Genomic DNA, 13,512 nt, shown 5'->3' on the forward strand with positions numbered 1-13,512 from the left:
CCGGCGGGGCGGTGGCTCAGTTGTCCGGGATGGTGCCCCGGTGGGCGACCCGCGCCCCGTCCCAACGGTACTCCACGTCCTGGTAGTGGTGCGGGGCCATGACATGGGGCTCACCGGCCTCGTTGAGCGCCCGCCAGTCCTTGTAGCGCACCTGGACGACCTCCCCGTCGCCGGCGACGTGCATCGCCTGCTGCGGGTTGAGGGTGTCCACGCCGAGGTAGCGGCCGTGGTGGAAGAACATCAGCCTGGTGCCGAACTGGGCGCTGCCCTGGGGCTGCTGCACCAGCAGCGCGTAGGTCAGCGGCCCGCAGATCTCGTAGTTGGATTCGCCGTCGAACTCCCAGCGCTGCCCGGCCCCCGGGGGATCGATGGAGTCGATGTGCGCGGCGACGGCCTCCGCGGCGGTGCCCTCGCAGGCGAGGATCCCCTCGCCGTCGCCGCCGGCGCCGCGGCCGGGGCGCGGGACGGTGCTCGTGGTGGTCGCGGTGGTCGCGGCGTCCCGGGGGCCGGCGCCCGCGGTGGGATCGGGCCGGTCGGCGTCGGCGTCGTGGTCGCCGCCGGCCGGGGCGGCGGTGCCCGCGGTGGCCGCGCCCCGGTCGCCGGGGCCGGCGCCGGGTTCGCCGCCGGCGCAGCTGGCGAGCAGCGCCGCGGCGGCGATGGCGGCGAACGCGATCCGGCCGCGGCGCGGGCGGGGGCCGGTCGGGGGGATCGGGGACGGCCGGACGGCGTCGTGCATGTCGATCACCTTTCTCCTCGGCGGCGAGCGTACCGCCGGGGCGGCCGCCCGCGCCGGGGCGCCGCCCCGCGGGGGTAGCCTGTGGCGGTCCCGATCCCCGCCGCCGACCCGCCCGCAGGAGCGCCCCCGATGAACCGCACCCGCCCCACCGCATCGCGCCGGCCGGATCCGCGCCGCGCGGTGGCGGTGTGGGCGGCGGCGACCGCGGTGTACGTGGTGGCGATCCTGGGCCGGACCTCCTTCGGGGTTGCCGGGGTCGACGCGATCGACCGCTTCGGGGTGGACGCCTCCCGGCTGGCGGTGTTCACCGCGGTGCAGGTCGGCGTGTACGCGGCGGCGCAGATCCCCGCCGGGATGCTCATCGACCGCTGGGGCGCCCGGCGCAGCCTGGTCGGCGGGGCCCTGGTGATGGCCGCCGGCCAGCTGGTGCTGGCGGCCACCGCCGGCTACCCGGCGGCGGTGGCCGCCCGGGTGCTGGTCGGCGCCGGCGACGCCGGGGCCTTCCTCTCGGTGATGCGGCTGCTGCCGACCTGGTTCGACATGCGGCGCACCCCGCTGTTCACCCAGCTGACCTCGGCGCTCGGCCAGGCCGGGCAGTTCCTCTCCGCGGTGCCCTTCCTGGCGCTGCTGCACGGCCCCGGCTGGACCCCGGCCTTCACCGCCCTGGCCGCCGCCGGCGCGCTGGTGGCGCTGCTGGCCTGGCTGGCGGTGCGCGACGCCCCCGGGGACGCCGCCGCGGCGGGCGCGGCCGCGGGGCCGGGGCCGGGCCCGCGGGCGGCGCTGGGCGCGGTGCTGCGCCACCCCGCCTGCTGGCAGGGCTTCTTCACCCACTTCACCGGGCTGCTCTCCATGGGCGTGTTCACCCTGCTGTGGGGGATGCCGCTGATGACCCTGGGCCAGGGCATGACCCCGGCCGCCGCGGGCCGGGTGCTGGTCTGGTTCACCGTGGCGACCATCGCCGCCGGGCCGGCGGTGGGGCTGCTCTCCGCCCGACTGGGCGCCCGCCGGCCGGCCGCGGCGCTGGCCGGCGGGCTCATCATCGCCGCCGCCTGGACCTGGTTCCTCGCCCCGGCCGAGCCCCGCGGCCCGGCCGCGGCCACCGCCCTGGCGGTGCTCGTGGCGGTGTGCACCCCGGTGGCGAACACCGGCTTCGACACGGTGCGCGAACGGGTGGACCGGCGGGTGCTCGCCGCCGGCACCGGGCTGGCGAACATGGGCGGGTTCCTGGCCACCATGGCCGCCGCCCAGGGCATCGGGCTGGCCCTGGACGCCGCCGCCCCCGACGGCGCCTACGGCTGGGCGGATTTCCGGCTCGCCTTCCTGGCCATGGCCGCGGTGTGGGCCGTGGGCATGATCGGGCTGGCGGTGACCTCCCGGGCGGATCTCGCCCCGCGCCGGCCCCGGCCGGTGCGCCCCGCCGGCGGGCGCCCCACCGGTGGGCGCCCCGGGTGAGCGCCGCTCCCCCGCCCCGGGGCGCGCGACGGCGCCGAGTAGGGTCGATGGCCATGTCCGAGCGCACCATCTCCTCGCCCTTCCGGGACACCCTCGCCGAGATCACCGAGCGCTGCCGACCCGGTGACGAGGGCGCCAACGCCGACTACATCGGCGGCCTCGCCGCGGTGGACCCGGCCCTCTACGCCACCGCGGCGATCACCCCGGACGGCGATCTCTACGCCTTCGGCGACGCCGATCACGAGTTCACCATCCAGTCCATGTCCAAGCCCCTGGTCTACGGGCTGGCGATCGAGGAGCTGGGCCTGGCCGCGGTGCTGCGCCGGGTGGGCGTGGAGCCCTCCGGGGACTCCTTCAACTCCATCTCGCTCTCCCCCGGCGGCCGGCCGGTGAACCCCATGATCAACGCCGGGGCGCTGGCCGTGCACGGGCTGCTGCACGACCGGATCCTGGACTGCTCCGCCGCGGACCCCGATGAGCTGGTGCTCGACGGGCTCTCCCGCCTGGCCGGCCGCCGGCTCACCGTGGACGAGGAGCTCTTCGCCGACGAGGCCGCCACCGGCTACCGCAATCTGGCGATCGCGAACCTGCTGCGCTCGGCGGGCACCATCGAGGGCAACCCCCGGCACGTCTACGAGGGCTACTGCCGGCAGTGCTCGATCCGGGTCACCGTCCGGGATCTGGCGATGATCGGGGCGACCCTGGCCGCCGGCGGGATCCACCCGGCCACCGGGGAGCGGGTGCTGCGCGCGGAGACGGTGCAGTGGGTGCTGTCCGTGATGAGCACCTGCGGCATGTACGACTCCGCCGGGTCCTGGATGAACACCGTGGGCATCCCCGCGAAATCCGGGGTCTCCGGGGGCATCCTCGGGGTGATCCCCGGCCAGCTGGCGATCGTGGCCTTCTCCCCGCGGCTGGACGAGGTGGGCACCTCGGTGCGCGGGGCCCGGTTCTTCCGCACCGCCTCCGCCGAGCTGGGCCTGCACATGATGCGCATCACCGGCCGGCCCACCGGGGCGCTGCGCAACCGGGCGGTGGTGGACTTCGACGATGACGGGGTGCGCGACACCACCCTGCTGCGCCTCTACGGCGACATCGACTTCACCTCCTACGAGTCCATCGACCGGGAGGTGATCTACGACGCGGAGCGGCACCGCTCCCTGTTCCTGGATCTGGTGGAGGTCCGCTCCATCGGCGCGGTCGCCGCGGCGCACATCCACCGGCTGCTGGACCGGATCTCCGGGGAGGTGCGGGTCTTCGTGCACGACCCGGCCGAACTGCTCGAGCACGACCGGCATCCGCAGGTCACCTGGGTGGACGCGGCCACGGTGCGCGAGTACCGCTCCACCCGGTCCAGTTGAGCGACCCGGCCGCGGCTACCCTGATCCGGGTCCCGCGGCGGCATGGCCCGGGACGGCATCATCGGCGCACCGGCATGGAGGGTGAGTGGAGTTGAGGATCGGCGTGATCACGGGCAGCACCCGCGGCGGCAACCGGGGGGCGGCGATCGGCGACGCGGTGGTCGCCGCGCTGGCCGGGCGGGCCGATGTCGAGGTCGCGGATCTGCGGGTGGCGGATTTCGATCTGGGCCTGCTGGCGGATCCGGTGCTGCCGGCGCACGCCGACGGCCGCTACGCGGACCCGGCCACCGCGCGCTGGGCGGCGGCGGTGGCGCCCTGCGAGGCCTTCATCTTCGTCACCCCCGAGTACAACGCGGCGCCCCCGGCGGCGATGAAGAACGCGGTGGACCTGCTGTGGGCGGAGTGGCGGGCCAAGCCGGTGGGCTTCGTCGGCTACGCCTTCAACGGGGCGGTGCGCGCCATCTCGCATTGGCGCGACATCACCGCCAACCTGGGCATGCGGGTGGTGCAGCCGGCGGTGACCGTGAACCTGGCCACCGACTACCCCGACGGCGGGTCCTTCACCCCGGCCGGGGATTTCGCGGACCGGCTGCACGGCCTGGTCGACGCGCTGCTCGCCGAACGGGGCTGAGGCCCCCGGGGGCCGCGCCCCGCGCCCCGGCCGCTCGGCCGGGCGCGGAGCGCGGGGCGGCTCAGCCGGCGAGTTCGGCGCGCACCCGCCGCGCCGCGGCGACCATGTTGCGCAGCGCCGGGACGCACTCCTCCGGGCGCCGGGTCTTCAGCCCGCAGTCCGGGTTCACCCACAGCCGGTCCGCGGGCACCGCCGCGGCGGCGCGGCGCAGCGACTCGGCGAGCTCCTCCACCCCGGGCACCCGCGGGGAGTGGATGTCGTAGATGCCCGGCCCGATGCCCAGGGCGAAGCCGGCGCGGTCCAGGTCGGCGACGATGCCCATGGTGGACCGGGCCGCCTCGATGGAGGTGACGTCGGCGTCCAGGGCGGCGATGGAGTCGATGAGCTCCCCGAACTCCGAGTAGCACATGTGCGTGTGGATGGCGGTGGCCGGCGCGGCGCCGGCGGTGGCCAGCCGGAAGGCGCGCACCGACCAGTCCAGGTAGGCGGGCCGATCCGCGGCCCGCGGGGGCAGCAGCTCGCGCAGCGCCGGCTCGTCGACCTGGATGATGGCCAGCCCGGCGGCCTCCAGGTCGGCGACCTCGTCGCGGATCGCCAGCGCCACCTGGGCGGCGGTGTCCGCGGCCGGGATGTCCTCCCGGACGAAGGACCAAGCGAGCATGGTCACCGGCCCGGTGAGCATGCCCTTGACCGGCCGGTCGGTGAGCGAGGCGGCGAAGCGGGCCCAGTCCACGGTCATCGGCCGCGGCCGGGCGACGTCGCCGAAGAGGATCGGCGGGCGCACGCAGCGGGTGCCGTAGGACTGCACCCAGCCGGCGGCGGTGGCGGCGTAGCCGTCGAGCTGCTCGGCGAAGTACTGCACCATGTCGTTGCGCTCCGGCTCCCCGTGCACCAGCACGTCCAGGCCGAGGTCCTCCTGCAGGGCGATCACCTCGCGGACCTCCTCGCGCATCCGCTCCCGGTAGGCGGCCTCGTCGATCTCGCCGGCGCGCAGCCGCGCCCGGGCGGCGCGCAGCTGGGCGGTCTGCGGGAAGGAGCCGATGGTGGTGGTCGGCAGCGGCGGCAGCGCGGTGGCCGCCGCCTGCGCGGCGGCGCGCTCCGGGTAGGGGGCGCGGGCCAGGTCGGCCTCGTCGACGGCGGCGACCCGCTCGCGCACCGCGGCCCGGTGCAGCCGGGGGTCCTCGGCGGTGAGCCGGGCCGCCCGCCGGGAGGCGGCCAGCGCCCCGGCGATGGCCCGCTCCGGGTCCGCCGCGGCCAGGGCGGTGGCCAGGGCGGCGACCTCGGTGATCTTCTCCTCGGCGAAGGCCAGCCGGGCGACCAGCTCGGGATCGCGTTCGGCGAGCGCGGTTTCCGCGGCCAGGCCGTAGGGCACGTGCAGCAGGGAGCAGGAGGTGCCCACGGCCAGATGCCCCACCTGGGGGGCCAGCGCGCGCAGGGTGGCCAGGGCGGCGTCGAGATCGGCGCGCCACACGTTGCGGCCGTCGACGATCCCGGTGAGGAGGGTCTTGTCCGCGAATCCGGCGGGCAGCCGCTCCGGGACGCCCCCGGCGACCAGGTCCAGGCCCACCGCCTCCACCGGGGCGGCGGCGAGCAGGTCCAGGGCCGGGCCGGGGTCGCCGAAGTAGGTCTGCACCAGGATCGCGGGCCGATCCGGGGTCTCGCCGAGGGCGGCCAGGGCCCGCCGGGCGGCGTCGAGCTCCGCCTCGCCGAGATCGGTGACCAGGGCGGGCTCGTCGATCTGCACCCAGTCGGCGCCGGCGACGCGCAGCCGGGCGAGCAGGGTGCGGTAGTGCGGCAGCAGCTCCTCCAGCTTGTCCAGCGGGTCGAAGCCGGCGGCGGCGCCGGCGGCGGGCTTGGCCGCCCGCAGCAGGGTCAGCGGGCCGATCAGCACCGGCCGGGCCGGGGCGCCGGCGGCGACGGCCTCGCGCACCTCCGCCAGCAGCGCCTCATCGTGCAGGGTGAGGCTGGTCGCCTCGCTGAGCTCCGGCACCAGGTGGTGGTAGTTCGTGTCGAACCACTTGGTCATCTCCAGCGGCGCGGCCTCGGCGGTGCCGCGGGCGGCGGCGAAGTAGGCGGCCAGGACGTCGCGCGGTTCCCCGGCGGCGTCGAGCAGATGCCGCGGCGCGTGCATGCCGAACAGGGCGGCGGCGTCGAGCACCTGGTCGTAGAGCGAGTGCACGCCGACCGGCACCGAGTCGAGCCCGGCGGCGAGGAGCCGGTCGCGGGCGTCCCGGCGCAGCCGATCCCGCACGGCGAGCACCTCCCCGGCCTCGGCGCGGCCGGCCCAGTGCGCCTCGATGACGCGCTTGAGCTCCCGGTCCGGGCCGATCCGGGGCAGGCCCGGCACCGTGGCGGCGAAGGCGGGCGCGGTGGTGGATGTCGTGGTGGTCATGGTCCCCATTTCCTTGTTCGATGACGAGGCCATCCCGCCCATGGGGGACGTCGCCGGGGACTCGTGGCCCGCCCGCGGGGCACCCGCCCCACGTCATCCGGGGGCGGGCGCGCGCGGGCGCGATTCGCCGGCCGTCCGCCCGATCCTCGAGGCGGGGGTGGCCGGCCGCCGGGGTTCCGGCGGCCGCGGCCGGCAGGTGATCGGACTTGCGCCCCCGCCGCCTGCGGAGCCCCTGGTGTCGGCGGCCGTCGCCGGACGGGCGGCGGCGCCGGGGCCCGCGGGGGCCGGCCCGTCGCGCGGCGCGCGGCGGGGCGTCCCCGGCGGGGGCGGATACCGTTGCGGGTCAGTCCCGGATTCGCACCGGGTTCCCTCGTTGTCGGCCGACTCCGCGCGGGCGGGGCTCCACGGTGCGCGGGCGGGCCGAACCGGACCGTGCCGGCGATGCTAGCACGGGCAGACAAAGCGGTCTATCCCCGGGGCCCCCGGCGGGGCGCCCCTCACATGATGACGACCAGGTCGCCCTCGTTGAGCCGCTCGAAGAAGGTCGGCGCATCCTGGTGGGCCAGGTGCAGGCAGCCGTGCGAGTTCTCCGCCAGCGGGCCCTCGTGGAAGGCGATCCCGTTGTCGGTGAAGTACACCGCGAAGGGCAGCCGCTGCCCGTAGCGCTCGCTGATGTCGTCGACGTTCTTCCACAGCACCCGGAAGGACCCCCGGGGGGTGGGCTCGGCCTCCGGGCCGCCGATGGTGGGCACCGGCCCGTAGAACACGCCCCCGGCGTCCTGCAGCCAGGCCAGCCGGTTGTCCAGGTCCACGCAGGCGCGGGCCTCCGGGGGGCAGTCATTGCGCACCAGGGTGCCGTCGGCGCGCAGGTTCCACTGCGCCAGCTGCCCGTCCACGGCCCGGCGCACCTGCTCCGCATCGGCGAAGCCGCCGCCGTCGATGACGTCGGCCAGGGCCATGTTGCGCGGATACGGCAGCCGCACCCCGGTGGTGTACTCGGCGACGATCCGCTCCACCTCGGGCTCCGGCAGCGCCGCCGGGGTGGTCGGCTCGCCCGGGGCGGTGATGTCCCGCTCCCCGCCGAGGGCCAGGCCGCCGGCGACGACCAGGGTGATCACCCCGGCCAGCGCCACCAGGGCGGCGTCCGCGCCGACGCCGGTGCGCCGGCGGAAGGCCGCCGCGGCGGCGGGCAGGCCCCCGCCGGATCGGCGGCGGCCGCCGCGGCCGCGCACCGGCCGGCTGCCGCCGGCGCCGGCCGTGCGCGCGGCATGGGCGGCGTAGGGGGTGTGCGCGGGCCGGTCCGGCCCGGCCTGCGCCCGGGCCGCGGCGCTCCCCCGCCGCGGGCCCGCATCGGCCCGCCCGGTGCCCCGGGGACGCCGGGGGCCCCGGCGAACGTCATCGTTCGACGGGGTGCGCGGCCCTGGCGGCGGGCCCGGCGTCCTGGGGCTCATCGTCCCCAGCCTACCCGGCGCCCCCGCCGCCCGGCGCCACAGCCGCCCCGCGCGCCACGTCCGCCCCATCCGCCCCGGTGCCGGGGCCGGCTCCCGGGACCTAGAACAGGCGCAGCTGCGCCGGGTCCGCGCCCGGGCCGCCATCGCCCTCGCCGGGGTCCCCGGCATCGCCCGGCCCGCCCGGATCGGCCTCCCCGGCGGCGGGCTCGGCCGGGGCGTCCGCGCCCGGCGCGGCCGCCTCCCCGGCGTCGGCCCCCTCCCCGGCCAGGCGCAGGTCCAGCTCCAGGTCCACCGCCTCGCCGAGGGCGCGCAGCCGCCGGATGAGCAGCGCCCGGCCCCCGCCGCGGGCCCCGGCGGCGGTGAAGTCGGCGACGATCCCGGCGGCGGTGCGGCCGCGCCGGATCCCCGCGGCCAGGGCCTCCGGGTCCAGCAGCCAGCGCGAACGCGCCCCGGTGGCCTCCCGGTGCCCGCAGTCGTCGAGCAGCGCCGCCAGATGCGCCCCCGGCACCCCGGAGACCACCGCGACCAGCTGCGGGTGCCGCGGATCGCCGGGATCGGGCCGGGTGCGCAGGCGCACCCGGTCGGCGACCCGGACGAACCCGGGGGCGCGCTCCAGCAGGGTCGCCGCGATGGCGTCGGCCGGCAGATCCTGGCGGCTCAGCCACAGCTCGGACAGCGCCGCGGCGATATGCCCCGCCGGCGCCCCGCCCACCCCGTCGACGAAGACGCCCAGGGTGCGGGCCCCGTGCAGCGCCTTGCCGGCGAGTTCGCGCCACTCCTCGCCGCGGCCGAAGAACGGGGCCCCGCAGCGCCACCACAGGTGATCCTCCACGCAGCACTCGTAGGCCATCATGGTCGGCTCCAGGCCGGCGGCGAAGACGGTGAGCTCCCGGCACGCCCGGCGCAGCACATGGGCCATCCGCTCCGGGGAGAGCGGATCGGAGGGGTGCCGGGGGACGCCGCCGAACCACTCGTCGGGCCCGCGCAGCCAGCCGGCGGCCAACCAGGTCCAGCGCTCCGCGGGCCCGGCGGTGAACCAGTGCGCGTGGGCGGCCGCGGTGGGCAGCCCGGTGGCCGGGTCGATGAGCCGCACCGCGGCGAGCATCCCGATCACGTCGAAGAGCTCGCCCTCGTCGATGCCGTGCACCGCGGCGAAGTCCCCGGCGGCCACCGCCCCCTCGAACTGGCGCAGATCCCCGTCCAGGTAGCCGCCGTGGCCCCACAGGTCCATGTACGCCGAGGCGATCGCCACCGCCGCGGTGGCCCGGGCCACCGGATCCGGCTGGTGGCCCGGCGGCAGCGGCCGGGCCTCGATCTCGTGCGGCCGGGGCAGGGCGTGCCGGTCCCCGCGCAGGGCCAGCGCCACCGGCGCCGGCATGGCCGCGTTCCAGCCCGCCGCCGGGTCCCCGGCCAGCTCCTCCCCCTCCGCGGGGCCGGCGGCGCCGGTGTCGGCCTCCCCGGGGAAGAGCACCAGCAGCAGGTGCTCCAGGCCCCAGGCCACCGCCTCCCGCCGCCGCGGCGCCCAGTCCGCGGAGTCCAGGTGCACCCCCTCCACCGCGAAATGGCGCAGCTCCCGGCGCACCGCGTGCGGGGCGGTGGACACCAGGGCGCGCACCCGGCGGGGGCAGCACAGGAAGGAGCGCAGCGCCGCGGCGTGCCGGGCCGGGTCGAACTCCTCCCCGGCGCCGATGAGGCCCAGTCCCCGGGCCCGGCGGGTCAGCGCGGCCGCCCCGGTGAAGCGCAGCAGATGGTCCACGGTGGTGGCCAGGGTCGGCTCCGGCAGCAGCGCCTCGGCGGCGTGGCCGGGCAGGTTCCACACCCCGGCCGGCTCCTCCCACACCAGGCCCAGCCGGTCGGCCCGGTCCAGCACCGCGCGCATCTCGGCGCGGGTGGCCGCCGGCCGCACCGGCGAGGGCGCGGTGTCGCCCTCGTGCGGGAAGGTCTCGGTCTCCGCCACCCACCAGGCCAGCGCCAGCAGATCGTCGATATGCGCCCGGCCCTCCAGGGCGTGGATGAGCAGCAGCACCGCGGGCACGTCCACGGTCGCCTCGGACAGCGCGCCCACCGCCCCGTCGGCGGACATGATCTCGCGCAGCATCCGGGCGGGGCCGGGCCGGGCGGCGCCGGCGCCGGCGGCGGCCCCGGCGCGGCCGGGCACCGCGGTGAGGTAGAGCTCCCGGATGGCGGGCTCGCCCCGATCCCGCCAATGGCGCCACCAGGAGCGCTCCACCGAGTAGTCCGTCTGTCCCCGCACGCCCCACATCATGCACCAGGTGCCGGGGGGAATCGAGCCGAGGGGCCGGGCCCGCCCTAGTGGTAGTCCGGGGCCTCCTCGCCCCAGAACACCCGGTCCACCACCTTCCGGGACAGCCGGGTCACCCGCAGGTAGTGCTCCATGAACCCGGTGGAGTCGCGGTGATCCCAGCCCGCGGCGGCGGCGACGTGCGCCAGATGCGGGCCCGGCTGGGGCAGCTGGTCGGTGCGCTTGCCGCGGGCGAGCACCAGCGCGTTGCGGGCCCGGGTGGCGGTCAACCAGGCGGTACGCAGATGCGCCACGTCCGCCGCGGCCAGGGTGCCGGCCTCCTCCAGGGCGTCCAGGCAGCGCAGCGTGGAGGTGTCGTGCAGCGCGGGCACCTCGTGGGCGTGCTGGAAGGTGAGCAGCTGCACCGTCCACTCGATGTCGGTGAGCGCCCCGGAGCCGAGCTTAGTGTGCGTGCGCCGGTTCGCCCCGCGCGGCAGCCGCTCATCGTCGACCCGGGCCTTCATCCGGCGCACCTCCCGGATGGTGGCCTCCGGCACCCCGCCCGCGGGGTAGCGGAAGGGGTCCACGCCCTCCAGGAAACGCCGGCCGAGATCGGCGTCCCCGGCGATCCAGGTCGCCCGCAGCAGCGCCTGCAGCTCCCAGGTCTCCCCCCAGCGCTCGTAGTAGCGCAGGTAGCTGTGCAGGGTGCGCACCGGCGGCCCGGAGCGGCCCTCCGGGCGCAGGTCCAGGTCCACCTCCAGGGGCGGGTCCTGGCTGGGCCGGGCCAGCCGGCGGCGCATCCGCTCGCAGATCCCGGTGGCCCAGCGCACCGCCTCGGTCTCCTCGGCGCCCTCGGCGACCTCGCAGACGAACATCACGTCCGCATCGGAGCCGTAGCCCAGCTCCGCCCCGCCGAGCCGGCCCATCCCGATCACCGAGATGGTCGCCGGCGGGGCCGCGGCACCGGCGTCGGGGTCCGCGGCGGCGTCCCGGGCCCAGCCGCGGATCTCCGCCTGCAGGGCCGCCTCCAGCACCGCGTCCCAGACCAGGGACAGCGAACGGCACACCTCCCGGACCTCCATCAGGCCCAGCAGATCCGCCGAGGCCACCCGGGCCAGCTCCGCCCGGCGCAGCGCCCGGGCCACCGAAATCGCCCGATCCGGGTCCTCGTAGCGGCCCGCGGCGGCGACCAGGGAGCGGCACACCGTGGTCGGGTCGGCGTCCAGCAGCTTCGGCCCGTGCGCCCCGTCGCCGTAGAGCTTCACCGCGTCCGGGGCGGCCAGCAGCAGCCCCGCCACGTACGGGGAGGTGCCCAGCACGTGCATCAGGCGGCGCCCCACGATGCCCTCATCGCGCAGCATGCGCAGGAACCAGGGCTTCTCGTGCAGGGCATCGGAGAGCCGCCGGTAGTTGAGCAGCCCCGCGTCCGGATCCGGGGTGCCGGAGAGCCACTCCATCAGGGTGGGCAGCAGCATCGCCTGGATCCGGGCCTTGCGCGAGCCCCCGGCGGCCAGGGCGGAGAGGTGCTCGAAGGCCCGGTCCGGGTAGCGGTAGCCCAGCACCGCCAGCTGCCGCTTCGCCGCGTCCGCGGACAGCTGCAGGGTGCCGATGTCCTGCTCCACCACGGAGTTGAGCAGCGGCCGGTAGAACAGCTTGTTGTGCAGGCTGCGAATGCCCAGCGCGGTGGCGCGGACCTCCCGGTCCAGGGCGGTGCCGTGGTCGTCGGAGCCGGCGGCGCGGATCCCGGCGGCCCGGGCCAGCCAGCGCCGGCCGTGCGCGTCCCCGGCCTCCGGCAGGGTGTGCGTGCGGCGCATCCGCTGCAGCTGCAGCCGGTGCTCCAGCAGCCGCATGAACTCGTAGGAGTCGATCATCGCCGCCCCGTCCTCGCGGCCGATGTAGCCGGCCTCCACCAGCGCCTCCAGGGCGTCCACGGTGGCGGTGCCGCGCAGCGTCGGGTCATAGCGGCCGTGCACCATCTGCAGCAGCTGCACCGCGAACTCCACGTCGCGCAGACCCCCGGGGCCGAGCTTGAGCTCCCGCTCGCGCAGCTCCTCGGGCACGTTGTCGATGACCCGCACCCGCATCGCCTGCACATCGTCGACGAAGGACTCCCGCTGGGAGGCCTCCCACACCATCGGCGCCAGGGCCGCCACGTAGGCCCGGCCCAGGGCCATGTCCCCGGTCATCGGCCGGGCCTTCAGCAGCGCCTGGAACTCCCAGGTGCTCGCCCAGCGCCGGTAGTAGGCGATATGCGAGTCCAGGGTGCGCACCAGCGCCCCGGACTTGCCCTCCGGGCGCAGCGCCGCATCCACCTCGAAAAAGCAGCGGCAGGACACCCGGACGAACTCCCCGGCCAGCCGGGTGGCCCGGTTGTCGGCGGGTTCGGCGACGAAGATGACGTCCACGTCGGAGATGTAGTTCAGCTCCCGGGCGCCGCATTTGCCCATCGCCAGCACCGCCAGCCGGCCGGTCACCGGCCGGGAGGGGTGGGTGCGCGCCACCGCCACCGCCAGGGAGGCGGTCAGCGCCGCATCGGCGAGATCGGAGAGCATCCCGGTGAGCTCCGCGAAGGGCACCGGGGGCTGCCCGGGCCGGCGCGGCCCGCGCGGGTAGGTGCCGGCCAGGTCCACCGCGGCGATCCGCAGCAGCAGGTTGCGGTAGGCCCGGCGCAGCGCCCGCTCCGCGTCCACCCCGTCCACCCCGGCCCGGTACAGCCCCGGGCCCGAGCCGTCCGGGGCGGGCCCCGCCGGCTCCGCGGCCCCGGCGCCGGGATCGTCCGCGCCGTCCCCGGCGGCGGCGACCTCCGGCTCCGCCGCCACCGCGCCGAGCATGCCCCGGAACATCTCCGCCCGGGTGGGCAGCTCCTCGGCCAGGGTCGGCCACTGCGCCGGATTGGCCACCAGATGATCGCCCAGCGCCGCGGACCCGCCGAGCAGGGCGAACACCCGGGTGCGCATCGCCACGGTGCCGCGCAGCGCCGCGTCGAGGGCCGCCCAGCCCGCCCATTCGGGCAGCTCCCCGGATTCCCGCCCGGCGTCGAGGGCCTCCTTCAGCCGCACCATGGCGTTGAGCGCCAGATCCGGGTCCGAGGCTCCGGCCAGGCCCCAGAGCAGCTCCAGGCCGTCATCGTCGTACCAGCCCAGGGCGCGCAGATCGGCCAGGGTGCGCTCCCCGCCGGCCATGCCGAGCGCCGCCGGGGTGGGCAGGGTGCTTCGCGAGGTCCGCGGGCGATTCGTCACCGGCGCCG

The 13,512-nt window shown here is 77.1% G+C and carries 8 protein-coding genes; 3 read left to right on the plus strand and 5 right to left on the minus strand.

Translation table 11 applies throughout. From position 1 onward, the window contains the following. Positions 1-16: 16 nt before the first annotated feature. Positions 17-736 (minus strand): LppP/LprE family lipoprotein, encoded by a 720-nt coding sequence (locus tag CSPHI_RS07955; protein WP_157118509.1) that lies wholly within the window; start codon positions 734-736, stop codon positions 17-19. Between the two features lie 129 nt (positions 737-865). Here CSPHI_RS07955 and CSPHI_RS07960 point away from each other — a divergent pair, with 129 nt between their 5' ends. The 3 genes from CSPHI_RS07960 (at position 866) to CSPHI_RS07970 (ending at position 4,180) form a co-directional block, all read left to right on the plus strand. Then, entirely contained in the window at positions 866-2,188 is a 1,323-nt protein-coding gene (locus CSPHI_RS07960; protein WP_075692333.1) for an MFS transporter, read from the plus strand. A 53-nt stretch (positions 2,189-2,241) separates the two neighbouring features. Beyond that, positions 2,242-3,549, plus strand: coding sequence for a glutaminase A (gene glsA, locus CSPHI_RS07965; RefSeq protein ID WP_075692335.1), 1,308 nt, complete (start codon positions 2,242-2,244; stop codon positions 3,547-3,549). A gap of 103 nt (positions 3,550-3,652) precedes the next feature. Beyond that, complete coding sequence (locus CSPHI_RS07970; protein ID WP_169840403.1) at positions 3,653-4,180, plus strand: NADPH-dependent FMN reductase; 528 nt, start codon at positions 3,653-3,655, stop codon at positions 4,178-4,180. Positions 4,181-4,241: 61 nt separating this feature from the next. On the opposite strand, the gene metE is transcribed toward CSPHI_RS07970, so the two are convergent. From metE to CSPHI_RS07990, 4 genes are all read right to left on the minus strand, one after another. Then, entirely contained in the window at positions 4,242-6,572 is a 2,331-nt protein-coding gene (gene metE / locus CSPHI_RS07975) for a 5-methyltetrahydropteroyltriglutamate--homocysteine S-methyltransferase (RefSeq protein WP_075692338.1), read from the minus strand. A gap of 497 nt (positions 6,573-7,069) precedes the next feature. Further along, complete coding sequence (locus CSPHI_RS07980) at positions 7,070-7,804, minus strand: L,D-transpeptidase (protein ID WP_157118510.1); 735 nt, start codon at positions 7,802-7,804, stop codon at positions 7,070-7,072. 319 nt (positions 7,805-8,123) lie between these two features. Further along, positions 8,124-10,277 (minus strand): hypothetical protein, encoded by a 2,154-nt coding sequence (locus CSPHI_RS07985; RefSeq protein WP_075692341.1) that lies wholly within the window; start codon positions 10,275-10,277, stop codon positions 8,124-8,126. Between the two features lie 56 nt (positions 10,278-10,333). Then, positions 10,334-13,504 carry a bifunctional [glutamine synthetase] adenylyltransferase/[glutamine synthetase]-adenylyl-L-tyrosine phosphorylase gene (locus tag CSPHI_RS07990; RefSeq protein WP_075692343.1) on the minus strand — a complete coding sequence of 1,057 codons (3,171 nt, stop codon included), beginning with the start codon at positions 13,502-13,504 and terminating at the stop codon, positions 10,334-10,336. Positions 13,505-13,512: the final 8 nt, after the last annotated feature.

It is taken from the genome of Corynebacterium sphenisci DSM 44792 (assembly GCF_001941505.1).
Lineage (GTDB): Bacteria > Actinomycetota > Actinomycetes > Mycobacteriales > Mycobacteriaceae > Corynebacterium > Corynebacterium sphenisci.